Raw genomic sequence first — 22,565 nt, 5'->3', positions numbered from 1 at the left:
AGACCGGCGGGACAGCGGCGAACCAGCCAGGAGGGTTGACAGCATGGCAGGACCGGCGCAGAGGCCCGGGGGCGGACGGGGGAGGAGGCTGCCCCGCGGCGGCCACCCCGCGACCGACCGGATGCTGCGTACCCTCCTGCGCCGCCGCAAGACGCCGATCCGCAGCGAGGACGTGACCGTCTCCGACCGGCCGCAGGTACGGCGGGCCGTGACCGCCGCCGCCCTGGGCAACACCATGGAGTGGTTCGACTTCGGCGTCTACGCCTACCTCGCCGGGACGATGGGCAAGGTCTTCTTCCCCGACAGCTCCCCCGGGGTGCAGGTCGTCTCCGCCTTCGCCACCTTCGCCGCCGCGTTCCTGGTCCGCCCCCTGGGCGGACTGGTCTTCGGGCCGCTCGGCGACCGCGTGGGACGGCAGAAGGTGCTGGCCGCCACCATGATCATGATGGCGGCCAGCACCTTCGCCGTCGGCTTCCTGCCCACGTACGCCGCCGTCGGCGTGGTCGCGCCGCTGCTGCTCCTCGTCTGCCGCCTGGTCCAGGGCTTCTCGACGGGCGGCGAGTACGCGGGCGCCACCACGTACATCGCCGAGTACGCCCCCGACCGCCGCCGCGGCTTCCTCGGCAGCTGGCTCGACTTCGGCACCTTCGTCGGCTACGCCCTGGGCTCCGGCCTGGTCACCGTGCTGACCGTGGTTCTCGGCACCCAGGGCCTGCAGGACTGGGGCTGGCGCCTGCCGTTCTTCCTGGCGGGCCCGCTGGGCCTGATCGGGCTCTACATGCGGATGAAACTGGAGGAGACCCCGGCCTTCAAGAAGGAGGCCGCCTACGCGGCGTCCGTCCGCGCGGAGGGCGAGGAGGGGGACGAGGATCCCGTCGAGGCCGCCCGCGAGTCCGGCAAGGGACGCCTCAAGGAGATCGTCACCGGGCACTGGCAGGCCGTACTCATCTGCATGGGACTGGTGCTGCTGTACAACGTCACGAACTACATGGTGACCTCGTACCTGCCGACCTACATGACCGTCACGCTCGGCCAGAGCGACACCACCGCGCAACTGCTCGTCCTCGCGACCATGCTGCTGGTGGTACTGACCATCACCACCGTGGGCCGGTCGTCGGACCGCTGGGGCCGCCGGCCGGTGTTCCTGGCCGGCAGCGTCGCCCTGGTGGCGTTCTCCGTTCCGGCGTTCCTGCTGATCCGCGAGGGCGGCATCCTGCTGCCCGCCATCGGCTGCGCCGTCCTCGGCCTGCTGCTGGTCTGCTTCGCCGGAACGGCCGCGTCCACGCTGCCCGCCCTGTTCCCCACCAGGCTGCGGTACGGGGCGCTGTCCCTCGCCTTCAACATCTCCGTCTCGCTGTTCGGCGGGACCACCCCGCTGTTCGCCTCGGCGCTCGTGGAGGCGACCGGCAACACCATGGTCCCGGCGTACTACCTCATGGTCGCCGGCGCCGTCGGCTTCGTCTCGACGCTCTTCCTGCACGAGACCGCGGGCAAACCGTTGCGCGGCTCCGGCCCGATGGTCGAGACGCCCGGCGAGGCGGAGCGACTGGTGGCCGGCAGCCGCTCGGCGGCCGGGCGCCAGGCCAGGGACGTCTGGATCCGGCTGCGGCACCCGTGGGCCCACCGGGGCCACGGGAAGTAGGGGCAGCCCGTGCAGACGTTCCTCCCCTATCCGCAATTCCTGGAATCGGCCGCCGTACTGGACCCCAGGCGGCTGGGCAAACAGCGCGTCGAGGCGCTCCAGGTCTTCCGGGGCCTCACGGTGCCCGGGTACGGGTGGCGTCGCCATCCCGCGGTACGGATGTGGGCCGGCTACGAAGAGGCCCTGGTGCGGTACGGCCTCGATGTCTGCGGCGTCTGGACCGCCGGGGGGCGCTCCGATACGTGTGCGGGCACGCTCATGGGCGGCTACCTCGCCTGGCGCCCGGGGGCCGCTCCGCGCGCACAGCGCCGGCTCGCGGCGGTCGGCGAGCTGCCGCCCTGGCTCGGCGACACCGCCTTCCACCGGAGCCATCAGTCCGCGTTGCTGCGCAAGGCCCCCGAGGTCTACCGCCGCCACTTCCCCGGCGTGCCCGACGACCTCCCGTACGTCTGGCCGCCGTCCGACCGGCAGGGCCCCGGCCCGTGAGGCCGGCCCGCCCGCATCCGTAGCCCACCGGCGGCCCGGCCAGGTCATGGGCGAGCGCGGGACCTTCGACAGCCGGCCCGACGGCCGTCCGTCTTATGAACCCCCGCCGGGCGCCGTTCCGCCCCGGCCATAGCGCACTTCCGTTCGGAATACCACATCGGGACGACGGAATGCGGCCGAAATCGAGCGGGATATGAGTTCGAATTCCCTCGCCGGTGTAACCGGCGGAATGCCTGCGACCTCCGCTTATCGCGCCGAGCGCAATGAACAGGACACCGGTGCGGCCGGAATCCGGCCCGGTGGATGGCGCGTATTGGGTCCTCCGGTCCGATGAACTCCAACGAAAGCACCCGTGCGAGAAGTTGGGCGTAGTTATGCTCCCGCCCACCGGTCATAAGATCCCCACTTTCGATGGTTCGAGGACGCCGATGGCGCAAGAAGACATTCCACCCGAAGCCGCCCGCCCAGCCGCGGGCCCGACCTGGACGCTGCCCGCGATCGCGGCCGTGGCCGCCGTGTGCCTCATCGGGGCGCTCGTTTCCTCCTCGGAACCGGTCCGCACCGTCTGCATCGCCGTGGGCGCCGCGGGCACCGCCGCGGCCCTCGCCGAAGCGCTCCGGCGCGGCCGGGCGCTCACCGCCCGCCGCTCCGAGATCGCGGCTCTGCGCCACGCACTGGTCCGGCAGGAGACCGAAGCGGTCCGCCTGGCCGAGGTGGTGCTGGCCGAGGCCATCGGGCGACTGCGCAAGGGCGAGCTGCCCGAAGAGGTGCTGACCGCCCTGGGCGGCCGCGGCGGCCCGGGCAACCGCTGGGGCAACGACACCGCGCTGACACCGCGTTTCAGAGCCGCCCTGCAAAGCGTGCTGGCCTACGTCATCGACACGGTCGACAACGAGGAGAACCTGCGCGTCTCGGCGCAGCGGGCCTTCGTGAACATCGCGCGCCGCGTGCAGGCGATCGTCCACCAGCAGGCGCAGGAAATGCGCGAGATGGAGGACCGGCACGGCCGCGACCCGGACGTGTTCGGCGACCTGTTGCGCCTGGACCACGGCACCGCCCTGATCGGTCGGCTCGCCGACTCGATCTCGGTCCTCGGCGGGGCGCGCCCCGGCCGCCAGTGGAGCCGGGCCGTGACCCTCTACAGCGTGCTGCGCGGCGCGATGTCGCGGATCATCGACTACCAGCGGGTGGAGCTCCACTCGGTCACCGAGGTCGCCGTCGTCGGCCCGATCGTGGAGCCCCTGATCCACACCCTGGCGGAGTTGCTGGACAACGCCACCCGGTACTCCCCGCCGCACACCCGGGTCCACCTCACCGCCGCCGAGGTGCAGTCGGGCATCGCCGTGGAGATCGAGGACGGCGGCCTCAGCATGAGCGAGGAGGCCCGCAGGCGCGCCGAGCGGATGCTCGCGCAGGCGCAGTCCGGGATCGACCTCAACGACCTCGGCGAGACGCCCAGGCTGGGCCTCGCGGTCGTCGGCCGGCTGGCGCAGGCGTACGGGTTCCAGGTGTCCCTGCGCTCCTCCGCGTACGGCGGCGTCCGCGCCGTGGTCATCGTCCCGCAGCACCTGATCACCACGGCGGCCGCCGCGACCGGCCTCGCCCACGGCATCGGTTCCTCCTCCGGGCCCAGGGCGGTACCCGCCACACCGCGCGAGCACCCGGTCGACCGCCCGTCCACCGCCGCGTCGGCGCCCAGGCCGGCGGCGGCCCCGGCGCCGCGGCGGGCGCCGGCTGCCGTGCCGGGGCCGGCCCCCGCCGCGGACGGCGCCGCCGTCGGACGTACCGCGACGGGCCTGCCGCAGCGCCGCCGCAAGGACCGTGCCGTCTTCTCCGACATCCCGCCGGCGGCGGAGCCGCACTCGGCGGAGGACCCCGGCCCCGGCATGTGGCTGGAGGCATTCCACAGCGGACTGTCCGGCGCGACCGGCCAAGACGCCCAGGACGCCCAGGACGCGTCGGGCTCAGCGACCAAAGGGGCATGAACAGTGATGACTCAGCGAAGCAGTATGGACTGGATGCTCAAGGACCTGGCCGCCGGAGTGCCGCAGACGCGGCACGTGATCGTACTGTCCGCGGACGGGCTCTGCGTGGCGCAGTACGGGGCGGAGACCGACACGGCCGACCGGCTGGCGGCAGCCTGTGCCGGCCTGCAGAGCCTCGCCGGAGCGGTGGCCTCCGAACTGCCGCACTCCGAAGGCAGAATGCGCCTGGTCGTGATCGAGATGGACGGCGGGTTCTTCTACCTGATGGCCGCCGGCGACGGCTCCTACCTGGCGGTCCTCGCCGACGAGGGCGTGGACGCGGGGCTGATGGGTGCTCAGATGCGCAACCTCGTGGGCCGGATGAGGGAGCACCTGAGCAGTCCGCCCCGACATGACGGGCAGCCCGCGTGAGTGAGCCACCCGCAAGCTGGGAGGACAGCAGTCCCGAACGGCTCTACGTCATCACCGGCGGCCGCAGCGGGCCGTCCACCGCCGTCCAGCTCGACCTCGTGACCCTGGTGGTGGCCCGAGCGCCCGCCATGCCCGAGATGCAGCCCGAGCACGCGACGATCCTGCGGATGTGCCAGGCACCGCTGTCGGTGGCCGAGATCGGCGCGTACGCCGGTCTGCCCGTGAGCGCCGTCACCGTACTGGTCGGGGACCTGATGGCCGCTCGGCGCGTGCACGTACGGCCGCCCGTTCCCGCCGCCCAGCTACCCGACCTTGCTCTGATCGAGGCAGTGATCGATGGACTTCAAAAGCTCTGACCCGCCCCGCGGGCCGCGCCCCGCGGACATACTCCCCCAGACGGCCGCGGCCGCCGTCAAGATCGTCATCGTCGGTGGTTTCGGCGTGGGCAAGACGACCATGGTCGGGGCCGTCAGCGAGATCAAACCGCTGACCACCGAGGAGACCATGACCAAGGCGGGCATCGGCGTCGACGACACCCGGGGGGTGGCGCGCAAGACCACCACGACCGTGGCCATGGACTTCGGCCGCATCAGCATCAACGACGAACTCGTGATGTACCTCTTCGGCACACCCGGCCAGGAACGATTCTGGTTCCTGTGGCGCGGTCTCTTCGAGGGCGCGCTCGGAGCGGTCGTACTCCTCGACACCCGGCGGCTGGAGACCAGCTTCGACGTCATCGGACGGCTGGAGGAACGCGGCGTCCCCTTCGTGGTGGCCGTCAACTCCTTCCCCGACGCCCCGGAGCACCCGCTGGAAGAACTGCGCCAGGCCCTCGACCTGCCCCGCGCCGTCCCGATCCTCGTCTGCGACGCCAGACGGCGGGACTCGTCCCGCGACGTCCTGCTGACCCTCATGCGCTACCTGCACTCCCAGGCAGCGACCCAGGAGGCAATGTGAGTACCCATCCCACCCCTCCGCCCGAGTGCCCCGCCCACGCGGCGGGCGCCGGGGGCGCCCTGTACCGCCTCCACGGCCCGGAGGCCCAGGCCGACCCCCTGGGGCTGTACGAGAAGCTGCGGGCCCAGTACGGGCCGGTGGCGCCCGTGCTGGTGAGCGGGGACCTCCCGGCCTGGCTGGTGCTCGGCCACCGGGAGAACCTGGACGTGGCGCGCACCCCGTCGCGGTTCGCCCGCGACCCGCGGGGCTGGCGCGACTTGAAGGAGGGCCGCGTTCCGGCCGACACCCCGCTCGGTCCCATGGTCTCCTGGGTGCCGGTGTGCAACTTCACCGACGGGCCCGTGCACGAGCGGCTGCGCGGGGCCGTCGTGGAGTCCCTGGAGCGCTTCGACAAGCGCGGGATCCGCCGCTACGTCACCCGCTTCGCCAACCAGCTCGTCGACCGGATCGCCGGCGACGGCTACGCCGACCTGGTGTCCTCGTTCTCCGACCAGCTCCCCATGCTGGTCATGACCCAGCTCGTCGGGGCTCCCGACGAACACGGGCCCCGGCTGGTCAACGCGGCACGCGACATGCTCCAGGGGACGGAGACGGCCCTGCAGAGCGACCGCTACGTCACCTTGACGCTGGAACAACTGGTCATGGACCGCAAGGTCAAGCCCGCCTACGACCTCGCCTCCTGGCTGCTGGAGCACCCCGCGGACCTGAGCGACACCGAAGTGCTGATGCACCTGCGCGTGGTGCTGATCGCGGCGTACGAGACCACCGCCAACCTGATCGCCAACACGCTGCGGACCGTACTGACCGACCCGCGCTTCCGGGCGAGCCTCTCCGGCGGGCACATGACCCTGCCCGACGCCCTGGAGCAGGTCCTCTGGGACGACCCGCCGATCAACACCATCATCGGGCGCTGGGCCACCGGGGACACCGTGCTCGGCGGCCGGCAGGTGAAGGCGGGCGACATGCTGCTGCTCGGCCTGGCCGCGGGCAACGTCGATCCGCAGATCCGGCCCGATCCGAGCGTCTCCGTCCACGGCAACCGCTCCCACCTGGCGTTCAGCAGCGGCCCGCACGAATGCCCCGGCCAGGACATCGGCCGCGCCATCGCCGACACCGGGATCGAAGTCCTGCTGGACCGGCTGCCCGACCTCCAGCTGGCGGTCGACCCGGGCGAGCTGCGGTGGCGCGGCACCCTCATGTCCCGCCACCTGCTGTCGCTGCCGGTACGGTTCACCGCGCGCTCGGTCGACAACGCCGGGCCCCATACCGAGCAGGCGTCCGAGCACCCGCCGCACGTCCTGATCCCGCCGCAGCCGACGGCTCCCCCCGCGACCGCCGGCCACCGGCGGGGCGTCAGCTGGTGGCGCCGGCTGTTCGGCCGCCGCTGAGCCGCCGGCGTCCCGCGCCCCAGGGGCCCCCGGCCGCACCGGCCGGGGGCCCCTCGGGCACCGCTCAGCGGCGCACCCACCGCCACCAGGCGGCGATGGCCGGCAGGTCCGGCGGACCGGCCGCCGGGGTGCTGGGCGCGTCCGCGTACCGGATCGCGAAACCGGCATCTCGGGACGGCAGTCCGTACCGGTTGCGCGGACTCGCGTACCGGGGCGCCCGGCTCTGCCAGGCGATGCAGCCGGCCACGTAGTGCCCCAACGCCGTCAGGTGGCGGCTCAGTTGCGGGTCGGCCCCGGCCGAGAGCTGCGCCCGCAGCGTGCAGAAGAGGACCATCACCCGGTCGCGCAGGGCCACTGCGAGCGGTACCGCCTCGGCGGGGGAGCAGCCTTCCTGATGGGCGAGGACGTTGACGAGGTTCACTTCCCGCGGTTCCAGGTGGTCGTCCTTGTCGTAGGAGAACAGGTCGTTGTCCGCGCTGACGATGAACCCCGCCGCGTCGGTGAGCGCCGTCAGGGCGGGGGAGTTGAGCACGTCGGCCGGCAACCGGTCCCCCCGCGCCACGTCGGACCACGTCAGCGAGAAGCGCGTACCGTTCGCCAGCGGTCCCATGGCGGCGAAGTCGTTCAGCCCCGGCATGCCCCCCGCCTCGGCCCGCGCGGCCCGCCAGGCCGCGCCGAGCAGCCAGTCCCGGGTCCCCTCGATGAACCTGCGCAGCTCGAAGGGGCTGAGCATGGCATGAGTACGGCTCACCAGGTCCACCAGTGCGCGGGTCATGGGACCGTCGGGCAGCAGCGACACCTCCGGGTTCTCGATGGTCCGCAGCAGCCGTACACCGTGTTCGACCACGGCGCCCGTCCCCACCTCCGAGGAACCCGAGTCCTGCCAGTCGTCCACGGCGTTCGCCCAGTAGTTCCACTCCGCGAACAGCAGCAGTGCCTCCACCTCCCCCTCGGGGATGATGCGGCAGGTGAAGTCGGCACTGTGGGTGGCGAGCCCCCACGCCCGCTCGACCGGGTCGGGGTACAGGCCGAAGGAGTCCACCCACTCGACCGCCCTGGCCTCCACCTGCTTGGCCTCGGGGTGGACGAGGTCCCGCGGCAGGGGGCAGTAGAACGGCGGAAGTTGGGCACCGAGCCGCGAGGGACGCGGCCGCGCCGTCATCTGCCGCCCCCGATGCGGAACCGCATCAGCCGCGTCTCCACCGCGTGGTCACGCCACAGCCGGAAGAACTTGCTGTGCGTGATCGTCGACTGCTGGAGCCGCTCACCGCTCCAGGCGGTCGGCTCGCCGCCCGCGCGGAGCCGGTCGAGCTCGGCGGTGTTCCACGCCATGGACTGCACCCAGAACTCCGCGACGGAGTCCGTCACGTCCTCGTCCTGCACCAGCTCGAAGCCGGCCGCCCCCGCCGCCGAAAGGTACTCCGCGTGCGTACCCAGCCGCGTTCTGTAGTAGTCGTCGATGAATTCGAGCCACTCGGAGCGGCAGACGAAATGCTCCTGGATGCCGAACCAGCCCCCCGGCCGGAGCGCCCTGGCGACGACCTCGAAGAGCCGCTTCCGGTCGGTGTACCCGCTGCTTTCGTTGGCGTAGACCGCGTCGTACGCGCGGGTGTCGCGCAGGTCGTGCACATCGGCCAGTACGGGGTCCACCCGCCGCCCGACCCCCGCCTGACCGGCGAAGTGCCTGACGATCGGGACGTGTTCCGCGGCGACGGTGAGGCCGGTGACCGTGGCGCCGTGCTCCTGCGCCCAGTAGAGGGAGGTGCCGCCGAGGCCGCAGCCGATGTCCAGCACCTGCCGCGGCGGGGCCTCGTACGCGCCCCAGGACCGGGCCGCGTGCTCGACTATCCGCTCCTGCGCGTCGCGGAGGTGCTGCTGCAACGCGCTCTGGGAGACGGTGGTATGGGGCGGGGACCCGTCGGGGAACAGCCCGACATGGAAGTGCACGCGGGGGCCCGGGCCGTACTTCTGGAGGATGTCCTTGGTCTTGCCGCTGTAGTAGAGCCGCACCTGATCGTCCGCGGATGAGCCCCGGTCGCTGCCTAAGGACGATACGAGGGGTGTAACGCGCATGGGACGTCCGCCCTTTCGTGGGTAGGGCTGGTCTCCGGGACGCGCTGCCGCCGCTCTCACCGCGTCCCGACCGGCACACTGTTGAAGCACGGATCATCGTGGCACTTCGCGGGCCTCCCGTCAGCCCACTCCGTAGCAAAGATCGTCAGATCTACGCACCCGCCGACCGGACCACCCCCGGCGTGGTATTCACTCGGGGGCCGTCTAGGCTGCCGGGTGATCAAGCCCGTGGAACCCGGCCGTCCCGCGGACCGTGACCGCTCCACGGGCCTCCCCGATGACGGAGTTGCCATGCCCCCGCTGATGAAGCCGGTCGCGATCACCCTGGACTGCGCGGATCCCGAAGCGCTGGCCGCGTTCTACCAGCGGGCGACCGGGTTCGAGCCGCACGAGAGGTCCGGCGCGGACTTCGCCGGCCTCACCCGTGAGGACGGGCTCTTCCTCGGCTTCCAGCGCGTCGACGGCTACCTGGCCCCCCGCTGGCCCGGCCAGGAGGTGCCCCAGCAGATCCACCTCGACTTCCGGGTGGAGGACCTGGACCGGGCCGAGGCCCTGCTGCTGAGCTGGGGCGCCACGAAGCCGGGGTGTCAACCGGACGACGGCAAGTGGCGGGTCCTGCTGGATCCGGCCGGGCATCCCTTCTGCCTGACCGGGCCCTGATCCCGGGCCCTGATCCCGGGCCCTGATCCCGGGCTCGGCCCCGGGCCTGCGGCCAGCTGCTCCGCCCGGCGCCCGCCGCTCTGCCCGCGGCCGGACCGATCACCGGCTTAAGCTCCGCGCGGATGGGCAGGCGCCTGACATGTCGATCGCCTGTTCGGCCCGGGTCGTGTGGCGCGGGGCGGCCGGGCAGCGGGAGTGAACGTACATGGTGGAGGTGGCCGGGACCCCGGGCAGCCGGGCGGCCGCGGTGATGCGGCGGCCCCGAGGCGCGAGTCGAGCGGGGGGTGTCACATGTGTGGCCTGAGCGGGGAAGTGCGATTCGACGGCAGGCGGCCGGACCTCGCCGCCGTCGAACGCATGACCGATGAAATGGAGGACCGCGGCCCGGACGGCAGAGGCCTGTGGTCCCAGGGCCCGGTGGCCCTGGGCCACCGCCGACTGAAGATCATCGACCTTTCGGAGCACGGCGCCCAGCCGATGACCGACCCGCACCTGGGTATCACCGGCGCCTTCAACGGCTGCGTCTACAACTACCGTGAGCTGCGCGAACGGCTCGAAGGACTGGGACACCGCTTCTTCTCCGAGTCCGACACCGAGGTGCTCCTCAAGGCCTACGCGCAGTGGGGACACGGCTGCGCCGAGCACCTGGTGGGGATGTTCGCCTTCGCGGTGGTGGAGCACCACACCGGCCGCGTGGTGCTGGGCCGGGACCGGCTCGGCATCAAGCCGCTCTACCTCACCCAGGACGGCGACCGGCTCCGCTTCGCCTCGTCCCTGCCCGCCCTGCTGGCGGGCGGCGGCGTGGACACCTCGTTCGACCCGGTGGCGCTCCACCAGTACCTGAGCTGGCACGGCACGGTGCCGGCGCCCCGGACCGTGCTGTCCGGCGTGCGCAAGCTGCCCCCGGCCACCGTCCGCGTGGTCGAGCGGGACGGCACGCACCGCGACCACTGCTACTGGCAGCCCTCGTACACCCGCCACGCCGATCTCGGCAGCGACCCGGAGAGCTGGCGCGAAGCCGTCCACGACGCGCTGCGCACGGCGGTGCGGCGCCGCACGGTGGCCGACGTACCGGTCGGGGTCCTGCTCTCCGGCGGACTGGACTCCAGCCTCATCGTGGCCCTGCTGGCCGAGGAGGGCCGGAGCGGTCCGGCGACCTTCGCCATGGGCTTCGAGTCGGAGAACGGACAGGACGGCGACGAGTTCCGGTACTCGGACCTGGTCGCCCGGCGGTTCTCCACCGACCACCACCAGTACATGATCCCCTCCGACCGGCTCCCGGCCGCGCTGGAGGCGGCGATCGGCGCCATGAGCGAGCCGATGGTCAGCCACGACGCCGTGGCGTTCCACCTGCTGGCGGAGCAGGTGGCCAAGGACGTGAAGGTGGTGCTGTGCGGACAGGGCGCGGACGAGGTGTTCGCCGGCTACCACTGGTACCCGCCGATCGCCGCGGCCGCCCGCCCCGATGCGCCCGACGCGTACGCGGACGTCTACTTCGACCGCTCGCACGACGGCGTGGCCGCCCTCCTGCACCCGGACGTGACCACCGCCCACGACGCCTCGCGGGACTTCGTCCGCGCCCACATGGCGGCCCCCGGTGCGCAGAGCGCACTGGACGCCGCCCTGCGCCTGGACGTGCACGCGCTGATGCCCGACGATCCGGTCAAACGGGTCGACAACATGACGATGGCCTGGGGCCTGGAGGCACGGGTGCCGTTCCTCGACCACGAGCTGGTCGAGCTGGCCGCGGCCTGTCCGCCGGAGCTCAAGCTCGCGCAGGACGGCAAGGCGGTCCTCAAGGACATCGGCCGGCGGATCCTGCCCCGCGAGGTCGTCGACCGCCCCAAGGGATACTTCCCCGTGCCGGCCGTCCGGCACATGGCCGAGCCGGTGCTCAGCCGGGTGCGCGAGGCGCTGACCGCCCCCGAAGCGCGGCGGCGCGTTCTCTTCGACCAGGGCCGGATCGCCGAGCTGCTCGCGGAACCCGGCCGCCACCGCACCGAGCGCGGCGCCAGCACCCTGTGGCAGGTGGCTTCGCTGGAGATCTGGTTGCAGACCCACGGCATCGGCCCACACTGAACGGTGACCGCCCCGGAAGCCCTCGAAGAGGCCCACATGCCCCCGGACCGCTCCGCACTGCAGCACCGTTCCCGGCCCGCCGGCGCGTGGGCGCCGGGCCCGGTTCCCGACCACCCCGCCGCTCCGGTCCCGGTACACCTCGCCGGCACCGGCGCGGCGGACCCGCCGACGCTGCTCACCGCCCACGGGTGCTGGTACCCCTCGGCCGCCCCCGCCGGTGACCACGTGGCGTACATCTGCGACCGGGCCGGCGTGCCACAGCTGTGGAGCGGCCCCGCCCGCGGCGGCGAAGCCCACGTCCTCGACGCGGACCCCGACCCGGTGACCGAGGTGTCCTGGTCACCCGACGGCCGCTGGATCGCCTACACCGCCGCCCCGGGCGGCGGCGAGCACACGCGCGTCCTCGTGGTGCGCCCCGACGGGACCGGCCGGCGGGTGCTCGCGGGCGCCGAACCCGGGGCCTCCGCCCACCTTGGCTGCTGGACCCGCGACGGGTCGGCCCTGGCCGTCACCGTCGCCCAGCCGCCCGCCGCCGCGGGGGCCCACAGCGGCGCCGGCCACCTCCCGCAGGACGCCGACCCGCCCCTGCCCGAGGGCTCCCCGGGCGCGGCCTGGACCGAACGCGACGGCCGCGCGACCCTGCTCGGCCCCGCCCACCGGACTGCGTCCGGCCCGTACCCGACGGTCGTGCCGGGCCTGGTACCCGTACCGCCGGCGCCGGCCGACGGGGACGCGGCCACGAGTGGGGGCCTGGCCGCCTACCTCCTCGACCCCGACGGCACCCGGGCCCCCGTCCTGCTGTTCGGCGAAGCGGGCGCCGCCTCCCTGCGCGTCTGCGACATCGGAGCGGAAGGCCGCTTCGCGCTGCTGCGCCGCGGCCCGCGCGGGCGCCGCGAAGCCCTCCTGCTCGACACGGCCACCGGACGCACCACCTTCCGGCTGCCGGTCGCCGACGGAGATCCGTGGATCGGCAGGCTCTCGGCCGACTCGCGCGTCCTGTGGCTGCGCAGCGACGCCGACCGGGAGTTCGCCGCCCTCCTCAGGGCCCGGCTGGACGAGGACGGCGCCCTGCGGGACCTGTCGGTGGCCGCCGAACGGCGGCACACGGCCCTGGACCTGCTGAGCCTGCCCGACCACGGCGGATGGGCGCTGCTCGCCTGGAACGTGCACGGGGCGAGCGAACTGGAGAGCGCAGGCCTGCCCGCCGCCGACTCGGACGACGGCCTCGGACCGCACCACCGGACGGCCCTGCCGCACGAAGTGGTGACCCGCATGGCACCCGTGGGGCGCGGCGGTCTGTTCGCCGCCCTGTCCGGATCCCGGCGCCGGCCCGGCATCTGGGACCTGACGGGCGGCTTCGCCCCGGTGCGCACCGGCTGGTCGGCGCGCGACGAGGACGCGGCGCCGCCCGGGCGGCCGCCCGTCAGCCCGGTGCCGCTGCGCTGCCGGGCCCGGGACGGGCTGATGCTCGGCGGCTGGTACTACCGGTCGCCGGAACGCGATCCGGGCCGTCCGGCGCCGTGCGTGATCCACCTGCACGGCGGTCCCGAGGAGCAGGAAAGGCCCGTGTTCAGCCCGCTCTACCACGAACTCCTGGGCCGGGGCATGGACGTGTTCGCCCCCGACGTGCGCGGCTCCTCCGGCTGGGGCCGGTCGTTCGTCGACGCCGACCTCGGCGCGGGCCGGTTCGCGGCCATCGACGACGTCGCGGACTGCGCCGCCCACGTGGTCGCCCACGGCTACGCGGACCCCCTGCGGCTGGCGGTGATGGGCCGCTCCTACGGCGGCTACCTCACCATGGCCTCGCTGGTCAGCCACCCCGACCTGTTCCGCACCGGCGTCGCCGTGTGCGGCATGTCGGACTTCGCCACCTTCTTCGCAGGTACCGAGCCGTGGATCGCCCAGTCGGCCGCGGCGAAGTACGGCCACCCCGAGCACGACCGGGAGCTGCTGCGGGCCCTGTCCCCGATGAGCCGCATCGACCGGCTGCGCGCGCCCGTACTGGCCGTCCACGGCGAGCACGACACGAACGTGCCGCCGACGGAATCGGAGCAGTTCGTCCGCGCGGCGCGCGACCGCGGGGTGCCGGCCGAACTGCTCACCCTGCGCAACGAGGGGCACGAGTTCCTGCGGGCGGACAACCGCCGCCGCTACCGGCGGGCCGCCGCGGACTGGCTGGAACAGCACCTCGGCGCCGAGCCCGGCCAGGCGCGGCCGGGCTCATGACGCCGGGCGGTCAGCCTTCCGCGTCGCGCAGCCGCACCCGATCCGCCAGCCGCCCCAGGCTCGTGTCGAGGGCGTCGTACCCGGCCTGCTCGCCGGGGTCGTGGCCGGGTCGAAGAACGACAGGTGCACCGTCACCTCGCTGGCGCCGCTGCCGATGCCCGCGACTTGGAGCCAGCCGGTGTAGCCGCCCTGCTCGCGGGTGCCCCATTCGATCTGCATCTGTTCGCGCTGGGCGCGGAGCAACCCGGAGGTGTCCGCGTCGGTGCGGTCCTCGTGAACGGTGCCGGCGGGCAGGCCGTCGGCCCGTACGTGCAGGCCCTCCGGGAGCCAGCCGTCGAGCCGGTCGATGTCGGCCGCCCGGTCGAAGACCTGCTCGGGCGGGGCGGGCATGGTGCGGGAGCGTTCGTACTCGGTCATCGCTGCTGCCGTTCGTGGGCTCGGGGGACGTTCGATCCCACGCATGCCCGGCCGTCCGGCGCCGAAGCCGCCGCGGAGCCGAAGCCCACCCGTTCGCCCGCCACCCGGCAGGGCGCCGGCCCGCGGCCGGGGTTCCCGTCGCCGGGTCGTCCTCACCGGGATCCCTCACCGTCATTCCCATCGGGTAGATTTCTAGAAACTGATTCCAATTCGAGCGGGGCTGACGTGTTAGAGCTGCGGGGGAGCGGAGCCGAGCCGCTGGAGGCGGAGGATCCGCCACGGATCGGGTCGATCGCGCTGGCGGGCCGGCTCGGGGCCGGCGGGATGGGGCGGGTGTACCTCGGGGTCCGCGACGGCCGGTACGTCGCCGTCAAGCAACTGCTGGCTTCCGTGGTCGGCGAGGACGGGGACTTCGTCCGCCGGTTCGGCCACGAACTGGACAACCTCTCCCGGCTGCCGGCGGAGGCCACCGCGCCGCTGATCGAAAGCGACCGCACCGCGCGCCCCCCGTGGTTCGCCACCGCCTACATCCCCGGGCTCACGTTGCGGGAGGCCATCGAGACGCACGGCGGCCCGCTGCCCGCGGCCGCCCTGTGGCTGCTGCTGCGGGAGGCGGCGGCAAGCCTGGCGTCCGTACACGCGCTGGACATGGTGCACCGCGACCTCAAGCCGTCCAACGTCATGCTGACCCTCGACGGGCTCACCCTCATCGACTTCGGCGTCGCCCGGGCCGCCGAACAGAGCCAGCTGACCCGGACCGGCATGGTGGTGGGCACCCCCGCCTACATGGCCCCCGAACAAGCCTCGGGCAAGAAGCGGTTGAGCGGCGCCACCGACGTGTTCGCCCTGGGCTCGGTACTGGCCTACGCGGCGTGCGGCCGGCCGCCGTTCGGCGACGAATCCGGGCACGGCGTGCTGTACCGCATCGTGCACGAAGAGCCCGACCTGGAACCACTGCGCGAACTGGAGCCGGACCTCGCCGAAGTGGTCGCGGCCTGCCTCGACAAGGACCCCGAGGGCCGTCCGACAGCCGCCGAACTCCTCGAACGCGCCACGGGCCGCGGGCCGTCCGCCGCGCCGCTGTGGCCCGCGGCCGTCACCGAGCGCCTGTCGGAGCGGGCCGCCTTCGCCGCCGACGTGCAGGAGGTCGACGTACCGACGGTCCCGCTCGCCGCCGGGAAGCCGGAACCGGAGCGGGTGACGGGCCCCGGGCCGGCCCCCGCGCCCGAGGCCGGGTCCCGTCCGGAACGACCGGAGCGGCGCCGCCGTACCCGGATCCTCCTCGCCGTCGTCCCGGTCGTCATCGTCGCGGGCGGGACGACACTCGTCATCCAGCACCTGCCGTACGCGTCCACGCCCCGGGCCGAGGCGAAGGCCGACCCGGCCGCCTCGGCCCCGGCTTCCCCCTCCCCGTCGGCGCCGGCCGTCACACCGCCGTCAACACCGGCCGGTAGCCCGCCGGGTACGGCGTCACCGCCGGCCTCCCCCGCCCAGGACGCCGCTCAAGGCGGCAGCGACGGCAAGGGACAGGGCGGGGCGGGCGGCACCCAGCCCGGCTCGGCCGGGGGCACCGCCCCGGGCGCGGGCCCCGGCCCGGGCCCCGGCCCGGGCCCCGGACCGGGTACCAGCACCGGCACCGGCACCGGCCAGCAGAACGGCTCGGGAAGCCCGGGCGGCGCCGGCAGCCCGGGCGGCGCCGGCGGCGCGACGTCCCCGACCACCCCGCCCCCCGCTTCGGGCACGCACCGCTACCGCAACGGCGACAACGGCAAGTGCATCACGCAGGTGTACGGCTCTTCGTACAACGGCGACTGTGGGGACTCGTCGGCCCGCTGGACCGTGAAGAGCAGGTCGGACGGCAGCTTCAAACTCGTCAACCAGCAGAGCGGTGCCTGTCTCTACTCCAACGGACTGGAACAGGCCGTCTTCGTGGGCGACTGCGCCCAGGACGGCGGCCGGCTCTGGCGCACGGGCGCGGGCGGCAGTCTGCGGAGCGACTACGGCGGCTGCCTCGACGTGGGCATGACCGGCGGCCTGGTGACGACGACGTGCGGCGGAGAGGCCTCTCAGCGCTGGACCCAGGCCTGAGCGAGCGGAAAGGCGGTTGACGCCCGTCCGCGACCGGTGTTCGGATGGCGGCCGTGACGGCAAGACGGATGCATCCCGGTACGCACCCCGTGGACGAGGGCCTCGTACGACGGCTGGTCGCGGGCCGGTTCCCGCAGTGGGCAGGACTCGCGCTGGAGCGCTGGCCGTCCGGCGGGACGGTCAACGCCATGTACCGACTGGGCGACCACATGGTCGTCAGGCTGCCCCTGGTGCGGGGCGGGGCCGAGGACGTGTCGATGGAGCAGGAGTGGCTGCCCCGCCTGGCACCCCACCTGCCCACGCGCATCCCCGAGGTGCTCGGGGCCGGGGAGCCGGCCCAGGGGTATCCGTGGCGCTGGTCGGTGTACCGGTGGCTGGCGGGCGAGCATCCCGAAGCGGGGGCGCTGCATGAACCCGAGCTGCTCGCCCGGGATCTGGCCGAGTTCGTGGCGGCGATGCGGAGCGTCAACCTGCCGGCCGCGCCGAAGGCACACCGCGGCGGCCCGCTCCGCTCGCTCGACGCCGAGACCCGCACGGCGATCGAGCAGCTGCGCGGGATCCCGCAGGAGGGCATCGACTGCGATGCCGTGGCCGCCGTGTGGGAGGAGGCGGCGCGGGCCCCGGACCGGGACGGGCCGCCGGTGTGGCTGCACGCCGACCTGATGCCGGGCAACGTGCTGGTCGAGGGCGGCCGGCTGGCCGCGGTGATCGACTTCGGGTGTGCGGGGGCGGGAGATCCGGCCTGTGATCTCTTCCCGGCGTGGAACCTGCTGCCGGCCGGTGCGAGGGAGGTCTTCCGCGAGGCGCTGGCCGTGGACGACGCGACCTGGATCCGCGGTCGCGCCCGGACCCTCTCCCAGGCGCTGATCGCGCTGCCCCACTACCGCACGACGAACCCCGCGATGGCCCACAACGCCCGCCACGTGATCCGGGCGGTGCTGGACGAAGGCTGAACCGTTCCCCCGCGCCCGGGGGAACGGCCGGTACTGGTCAGCCCGCCGGTACCCGGGCCGGGGAAGCGGGCGCGGTCAGCCGGTCCGCTCCCACCGGGACGGGGACCGCCGCGAAGATCGCGTCCTGCTGCTCCTGGAGCTCCCGCTTGCGTTCGGGGCCGGTCGACGGCAGGCGCTGCTCCTCGTAGAGCTTGTGGGTGGCTTCCTGCGCCCACTTGCTCTCGGGGGTGTGGAACTGGACCTCGAACAACTGCCCCGAACCAGGCGCCCGCCAACCGGTGTTGAGCCCCCTGTACCCGGCGGCGCGGCCCCAGGTGTTGGACCACTTGGTGCTGTCGTTGCCCCAGGCGGACAGCGCCTGGGAGGCGGTGGTGACTCCCGAGGTGTACCGGCCGTCGCCCCACTGGAGCGTGTAGCGCACCGCGTCGCCGAGGGTGGCCAGAACCGCGTCGGCGCTCTGCCCGGGGTGCTCGCGCAGCGAGGTGGCTACCTTCCGCTTGAGGGATTCGGGGGACTTGAGCCGGTTCTCGAAGCCGATCACCTCCGCACCCGCCATCCAGGCGGCCGCCCGTACCTGGGGGCTGATGGACCGCTCCGCCCGCCGGGCGTCGTCCATGTACTCCTCGACGCGCTGGTTGTCCGCCGAACTCAGCGAGAGCCCGCCTTCACCGGTCCACCCGTCGCCGGGTTGCCGGGCCCCGGCCGCGGGGGAGGGGCTCGTGGTGGCCGGGGCGGCGCCGGCGGTCGTGGTGAAGCCGCTCCCGAGCGCGGTGGTCAGCGCGGCCGCGACGGCGGCTCGGGTGAGGGTACGGGCGATGTTCATCCGGGTCGGTCCTGCTCTCGTGCGGGAATCGGTACGCGAGGCACAACTGACCGCCCAGGGCCGAAGTGTCTCCTTCCGGCGCACCCGGTGATCTTTGGCCGGTTTCGGCTGGGCCGTTCGCGGCCCGGCCGGCCGGACCGCTCAGCCGGACCCCCTCGTCCTAGCCGGCCAAGTGGCCCGGGGCCTCATCCGCGTTCGCGGAGGTACGCCTCCAGCTCGGCCGCGCCGGCCAGCATCGCCCGCCCCCGGGCGAACAGCCGCCCGTGCCAGTCGCACAGGGCGGCCGCCAGCGGCTCCACCCCGCCCGCCGACCGGACTTGGCCGATCAGCGGGGCGATCCGGTCCAGCCGGTAGCCGCCCCGCCTCAGCTGGTGGGCCAGCCGGGCGTCGCGTACGTCGGCCCCGTCGTAGACGCGGTACCCGGTCAGCCGGTCACGGCGCGGCCGTACCAGCCCGGCGCGCTCCCATGCGCGCAGCGTCGCCGGGCGGATGCCCAGCTCCTGCGCCAACGGTCCGATGAACCTGCTGCCGCCGGACCCGGACACCGCCGCATCGGGTCCGGCCTGCGCGGCGGGCGCCAGATCGCGCAGGGCGCTCTCCACGGCCCGGAGCGTGCGCCGGTCCTCCAGCAGCTGGGCGTGCCCCTCGTCGATGAGGCGCAACGCCTCGTCGACCGCGCCCCGGTTCACGGCCTGCATGATCGACGTCGACGCCTGGTGGCCGTGGCCCGCCACCAGGGCGAGGAACGCACCCAGGGCCCGCGCGTGCAGCGGCGAATAGGTGCGGTAACCGTGCGGCGTGCGGTCGGCGGCCGGAAGGATGCCGGCCGCCTCGTAATTCCGGACGGCCTGCGTCGACAGACCGTGCCCGCGCGCCAGGTCGATCGGCCTGAGGTGCCCGCCCCTTTGAAGGTTTCGTCCCACGCGGCCCAGACTATCGCGGCCAAGTCTCAAACGACGCTTCAACGATACCGTTGAAGGCATGGTCACAGACATCAAAGACACCCTCATGAAGCTGCTTCCGGGCAGGCCGCGGGTGCTGGCCCTGGGGGAGCCCACCCACGGCGAGGACTCCCTGCTCGAACTGCGCAACGAGCTCTTCCGGCACCTGGTCGAGCAGGAGGGCTACCGGACCGTCGCGATCGAGAGCGACTGCCTGGCGGCCCTGGTCGTGGACGACTACGTCACCTCGGGCACGGGCACCCTGGACGAGGTCATGGCACGCGGATTCAGCCACGGCTGGGGCGCCTCCGCGGCCAACCGCGAACTCGTACGCTGGATGCGCGCCCACAACGACGGCCGGCCCGCGTCCGACCGGCTCCGCTTCGCCGGGTGCGACGGCCCGCTGGAGATCACCGGCGCCGCGAGCCCCCGGCAGGCGCTCACCGCACTCCATGACTTCCTCTCGGCCCATGTGCGGGCTGACCTGTTTTCCTGCACCGCGGCAACGCTCGACCGCCTGCTCGGCGACGACGACCGGTGGACCGATCCCGCCGTGATGACCGACCCGGCGCGCTCCGTCGGGCAGTCGGCCGAAGCCGGGGAACTGCGCCTGCACGCCGACGACCTCGTGGCACTGCTCGACGCGCAGACGCCGTACCTGCTCACGGCGACCTCGCGGGACGACGTGGACCGGGCCCGCCTGTACGGACGCACTGCCACCGGCCTGCTGCGCTACCACTTCTGGATGGCCGACACCTCGGCGGCCCGGATGACCCGGCTGGTGGGCGTGCGGGACCAGATGATGGCCGACAACCTGCTGGCCGTCGCCGCCCGGGGCCCGGTACTCATCCACGCCCACAACTCCCACCTCCAGCGGGAGAAGAGCTCGATGCGGATGGGCGGGACGCCGCTGGAGTGGTGGAGCGCCGGGGCGCTGGTGAGCGCCCGGCTCGGCGCGCAGTACGCCTTCGTGGCCACGGCCCTCGGCACGATCCGGCACCGGGGGGTGGACGCGCCGCCGCCGGACACCCTCGAAGGACTCCTGTACGCGCTCCCGGAGGACCGCGGCATCGTCGACCCCTCGCACCTGGCCACCGCCCTCGGCGACCCGCGGCCCGCGCCCCGCACCTCCCCGTGGTTCGGCTACGCCTCCCTCGACCCGGCCCACCTGGCGGCCATCGACGGGATCGTGTTCGTCAGGGACGTACCGCAGAGCTAAGGGCTGTCCCGTAATCCCCGGCGGGCGCGCGGCGCCAGCTACGGCACCTCGCCACGTTGTCGGGACCGCCCGAATGGGCCCAGTCTGAGGACGACCCTCCGCCTTGCGATGCACCGCATCTGACACCGCGCGCTGACCCGCCGCGGACTACGGGACAGCCCTTAGCGCCGCGTGCCCGGCGACACCGTCTGCTCCTCGCGTCCGGGTGCTTCGCGTTCCCGCGGCACCGCACGGGTTCTGGCCGCCGAGGCTGACGTCCGGGCCGGGCCCGCCGCGACGGTGGCCGACGAATCCGTGCTTGCTCCGCGGCGGGCCGGGCATACCACCGGAGTGAGACGCGAGCGGCTGACGTTCGACGGCTGGATCGCCGCCGTCGGAACGGGGTCCGGCACCCGGGTGGTCGTCGGCCACTGGCTCCACTCGCCCTTCGGGCCGTTCAGCGACGTGATGCTGGAGCGCGGCGACGGACATCGCCTGCTGCTGGCCCCCACCGCCCGCACCGCCGAGTACGTGGCGGGCGTCTACCACTTCGACGAGGTCCGGACCGTGCCGGTGCGGGTGCACAGGCGGGACACCGGGTGGGACGTCGGGGCGGGGCCGCTGGACCTGCGCTTCGCCGTCGGCCGCCGGGGAGCGCTCGGCCTCGCGCTCCGGGCCGTTCCACCGCCGCTCGCGCGCCGCCCGGCCTGGGCGGCCCTGACCGGCGTGCCCGCCCGCCTGCTGCCCGGCGTACGGACCCGGGGCAGCTCGCGCCCCGGCTGCCGCCAGTGGTACGCGGCCCGGGACCTGCGGCCGATCTCCCTCGCCGCCGCACACCTGGACGGGGTCGACCTCGGCCCGCTCGCTCCGGTCGCCCCGCCCGTGCGGTTCGGCTTCGGGTCCGCCCCCGCCGCACCGGCGGTGGTACGGATCGTGTCCACCGTCGAAACCGTCGCGGCCCTCGGACGGCCCGGCGCGGCGGGCGACGCACTCCCGGAGGCACCATGAACGAGCGACCGGTTCTCCTGCCCTACGCCGACCCGGCCTTCCTCGCGGACCCCTTCCCGTTGTACCGGCAACTGCGCGAGGACGGCCCCGTACGCCGCGTCGTCATCGCCGGCGGCCTGGACGCCTGGCTCGTCACCCGGTACGCGGACGGGCTCGCGGCCCTGTCCGACTCGCGCCTCAGCAGCGACGTACGCGACGCCTCAGACGGCCGGCTCCGGCAACAGCTGCCCGAAACGGAGCGCGAGTCGGTGCTGGGCAACATGCTGCGCAGCGACCCGCCCGATCACACCCGGCTGCGCCGCCTGGTCTCCAAGGCGTTCACCGCCCGACGGGTGGCCGCGATGCGGCCCCGGATCCAGGCCGTCACCGACCGGCTGCTGGACGCGGTCGCCCCGCTAGGCCGCGCCGACCTCGTCGCGGACTTCGCCCTGCCGCTCCCCGTCACGGTGATCAGCGAACTGCTCGGAGTACCGGTGGACGAACGCCACGACTTCCAGCGCTGGACCGACCGCATGATCACGCGGGGCGCGGAGCCACCGGATCCCGCCGTGCTGAACGAGGCCTGGCAGCACATGCGCGGCTACCTGACCGGGCTCGTCCAGGCCAAACGGGCACACCCCGGCGACGACCTGCTCAGCGCCCTCGTCACCGCCCGGGACGAGGAACAGCGGCTGACCGAGGACGAGCTGATCGCCATGGTCTTCCTGCTGCTGGCCGCCGGGTACATCACCACGGTCAACCTGATCGGCGGCGGCATCAACATGCTGCTCGCGCACCCGGACCAGCTCGACCTGCTGCGCTCGGACCCCGAGCTGCTGCCGGGCGCGATCGAGGAGTTCCTCCGCTACGACGGCCCGGTCAGCCCCGGCATCGCCCGGTTCGCCCGCGAAGACGTCGAGATCGCGGGCGTGAGCGTCCCGCGCGGCGCGACCGTGTTGATCGCCTCGGCCATCGCCGACCGCGACCCGGCCCAGTTCCCCGGCCCCGACCGGCTGGACATCACCCGGCGGGACAACGCCCACCTCGCCTTCGGGCACGGCATCCACTACTGCCTGGGGGCTCCGCTGGCCCGGCTGGAAGGGCAGACCGCCATCGGGACCGCGCTGCGCCGGCTCCCCGGGCTGGCCCTTGCCGTGCCGCCGCAGGAGATCCGCTGGCGCCCCGGCGGACTGCGCGGCCCGCGGAGCCTGCCCGTCACCTTCACACCCGGCGGCTGAGGCTGGTGCCCTG

At 73.6% G+C, this 22,565-nt stretch carries 20 protein-coding genes; 15 read left to right on the top strand and 5 right to left on the bottom strand.

Going from position 1 to position 22,565, the window contains the following annotated elements:
• Nucleotides 1–121 precede the first annotated feature (121 nt).
• From proP to ACZ4M3_RS22105, 7 genes are all read left to right on the top strand, one after another.
• The gene (proP, locus tag ACZ4M3_RS22135) at nt 122–1,642 is read left to right on the top strand and encodes a glycine betaine/L-proline transporter ProP (protein ID WP_467735123.1); all 1,521 of its coding nucleotides are present in this window, start codon (nt 122–124) and stop codon (nt 1,640–1,642) included.
• Nucleotides 1,643–1,651: 9 nt separating this feature from the next.
• Complete coding sequence (locus ACZ4M3_RS22130) at nt 1,652–2,128, top strand: MSMEG_6728 family protein (RefSeq protein WP_467735121.1); 477 nt, start codon at nt 1,652–1,654, stop codon at nt 2,126–2,128.
• Between the two features lie 428 nt (nt 2,129–2,556).
• Nucleotides 2,557–4,113, top strand: coding sequence for a sensor histidine kinase (locus ACZ4M3_RS22125; protein ID WP_467735119.1), 1,557 nt, complete (start codon nt 2,557–2,559; stop codon nt 4,111–4,113).
• Between the two features lie 6 nt (nt 4,114–4,119).
• The gene (locus ACZ4M3_RS22120) at nt 4,120–4,524 is read left to right on the top strand and encodes a roadblock/LC7 domain-containing protein (protein ID WP_467735117.1); all 405 of its coding nucleotides are present in this window, start codon (nt 4,120–4,122) and stop codon (nt 4,522–4,524) included.
• On the top strand, nt 4,521–4,880 hold the full coding sequence (locus ACZ4M3_RS22115; RefSeq protein ID WP_467735115.1) for a DUF742 domain-containing protein: 360 nt from the start codon (nt 4,521–4,523) through the stop codon (nt 4,878–4,880). The genes ACZ4M3_RS22120 and ACZ4M3_RS22115 overlap by 4 nt, the downstream gene beginning before the upstream one ends.
• Nucleotides 4,861–5,481: a GTP-binding protein gene (locus ACZ4M3_RS22110; protein ID WP_467735113.1), complete on the top strand. Its 621-nt coding sequence runs from the start codon at nt 4,861–4,863 to the stop codon at nt 5,479–5,481. Before ACZ4M3_RS22115 ends, ACZ4M3_RS22110 begins: the two co-directional genes overlap by 20 nt.
• Complete coding sequence (locus ACZ4M3_RS22105) at nt 5,478–6,869, top strand: cytochrome P450 (protein ID WP_467735111.1); 1,392 nt, start codon at nt 5,478–5,480, stop codon at nt 6,867–6,869. The genes ACZ4M3_RS22110 and ACZ4M3_RS22105 overlap by 4 nt, the downstream gene beginning before the upstream one ends.
• Nucleotides 6,870–6,933: 64 nt before the next feature.
• Here ACZ4M3_RS22105 and ACZ4M3_RS22100 read toward each other — a convergent pair whose 3' ends face one another.
• Both ACZ4M3_RS22100 and ACZ4M3_RS22095 read right to left on the bottom strand, forming a co-directional pair.
• Nucleotides 6,934–8,031 carry a terpene synthase family protein gene (locus ACZ4M3_RS22100; protein ID WP_467735109.1) on the bottom strand — a complete coding sequence of 366 codons (1,098 nt, stop codon included), beginning with the start codon at nt 8,029–8,031 and terminating at the stop codon, nt 6,934–6,936.
• Nucleotides 8,028–8,879 carry an SAM-dependent methyltransferase gene (locus ACZ4M3_RS22095; protein ID WP_467735107.1) on the bottom strand — a complete coding sequence of 284 codons (852 nt, stop codon included), beginning with the start codon at nt 8,877–8,879 and terminating at the stop codon, nt 8,028–8,030. Before ACZ4M3_RS22095 ends, ACZ4M3_RS22100 begins: the two co-directional genes overlap by 4 nt.
• A gap of 354 nt (nt 8,880–9,233) precedes the next feature.
• On the opposite strand from ACZ4M3_RS22095, the gene ACZ4M3_RS22090 reads away from it, so the two are divergent.
• From ACZ4M3_RS22090 to ACZ4M3_RS22080, 3 genes are all read left to right on the top strand, one after another.
• A complete protein-coding gene (locus ACZ4M3_RS22090) occupies nt 9,234–9,602 on the top strand; it encodes a VOC family protein (RefSeq protein WP_467735105.1) in 369 nt (122 codons plus the stop codon).
• Between the two features lie 291 nt (nt 9,603–9,893).
• Complete coding sequence (locus tag ACZ4M3_RS22085; protein ID WP_467735104.1) at nt 9,894–11,681, top strand: N-acetylglutaminylglutamine amidotransferase; 1,788 nt, start codon at nt 9,894–9,896, stop codon at nt 11,679–11,681.
• 36 nt (nt 11,682–11,717) lie between these two features.
• Nucleotides 11,718–13,907: a S9 family peptidase gene (locus ACZ4M3_RS22080; protein WP_467735479.1), complete on the top strand. Its 2,190-nt coding sequence runs from the start codon at nt 11,718–11,720 to the stop codon at nt 13,905–13,907.
• On the opposite strand, the gene ACZ4M3_RS22075 is transcribed toward ACZ4M3_RS22080, so the two are convergent.
• Nucleotides 13,902–14,324 carry an SRPBCC family protein gene (locus ACZ4M3_RS22075; protein ID WP_467735102.1) on the bottom strand — a complete coding sequence of 141 codons (423 nt, stop codon included), beginning with the start codon at nt 14,322–14,324 and terminating at the stop codon, nt 13,902–13,904. The two genes, ACZ4M3_RS22080 and ACZ4M3_RS22075, sit on opposite strands and share 6 nt — an antisense overlap.
• A gap of 225 nt (nt 14,325–14,549) precedes the next feature.
• On the opposite strand from ACZ4M3_RS22075, the gene ACZ4M3_RS22070 reads away from it, so the two are divergent.
• Together ACZ4M3_RS22070 and ACZ4M3_RS22065 are read left to right on the top strand one after the other, a co-directional pair.
• Nucleotides 14,550–16,412 (top strand): serine/threonine-protein kinase, encoded by a 1,863-nt coding sequence (locus tag ACZ4M3_RS22070; protein WP_467735100.1) that lies wholly within the window; start codon nt 14,550–14,552, stop codon nt 16,410–16,412.
• Nucleotides 16,413–16,480: 68 nt separating this feature from the next.
• A complete protein-coding gene (locus ACZ4M3_RS22065) occupies nt 16,481–17,365 on the top strand; it encodes an aminoglycoside phosphotransferase family protein (protein WP_467735098.1) in 885 nt (294 codons plus the stop codon).
• A gap of 37 nt (nt 17,366–17,402) precedes the next feature.
• Here the strand turns inward: ACZ4M3_RS22065 and ACZ4M3_RS22060 are convergent, their stop codons facing one another.
• Nucleotides 17,403–18,188 carry an ATP nucleotide 3'-pyrophosphokinase gene (locus ACZ4M3_RS22060; RefSeq protein WP_467735096.1) on the bottom strand — a complete coding sequence of 262 codons (786 nt, stop codon included), beginning with the start codon at nt 18,186–18,188 and terminating at the stop codon, nt 17,403–17,405.
• A 185-nt stretch (nt 18,189–18,373) separates the two neighbouring features.
• Nucleotides 18,374–19,111, bottom strand: a complete 738-nt coding sequence (locus ACZ4M3_RS22055; protein WP_467735094.1) for a TioE family transcriptional regulator — start codon at nt 19,109–19,111, stop codon at nt 18,374–18,376.
• A gap of 58 nt (nt 19,112–19,169) precedes the next feature.
• On the opposite strand from ACZ4M3_RS22055, the gene ACZ4M3_RS22050 reads away from it, so the two are divergent.
• The 3 genes from ACZ4M3_RS22050 (at nt 19,170) to ACZ4M3_RS22040 (ending at nt 22,552) form a co-directional block, all read left to right on the top strand.
• On the top strand, nt 19,170–20,348 hold the full coding sequence (locus ACZ4M3_RS22050; RefSeq protein ID WP_467735092.1) for an erythromycin esterase family protein: 1,179 nt from the start codon (nt 19,170–19,172) through the stop codon (nt 20,346–20,348).
• 330 nt (nt 20,349–20,678) lie between these two features.
• The gene (locus tag ACZ4M3_RS22045; RefSeq protein ID WP_467735090.1) at nt 20,679–21,335 is read left to right on the top strand and encodes a hypothetical protein; all 657 of its coding nucleotides are present in this window, start codon (nt 20,679–20,681) and stop codon (nt 21,333–21,335) included.
• Entirely contained in the window at nt 21,332–22,552 is a 1,221-nt protein-coding gene (locus ACZ4M3_RS22040) for a cytochrome P450 family protein (RefSeq protein ID WP_467735088.1), read from the top strand. Before ACZ4M3_RS22045 ends, ACZ4M3_RS22040 begins: the two co-directional genes overlap by 4 nt.
• Nucleotides 22,553–22,565: the final 13 nt, after the last annotated feature.

This window comes from Streptomyces sp. NPDC026522 (assembly GCF_055567555.1).
The sequence above is the reverse complement of the archived record's forward strand: the minus strand, read 5'-3'. Positions and strand labels throughout refer to the sequence as shown.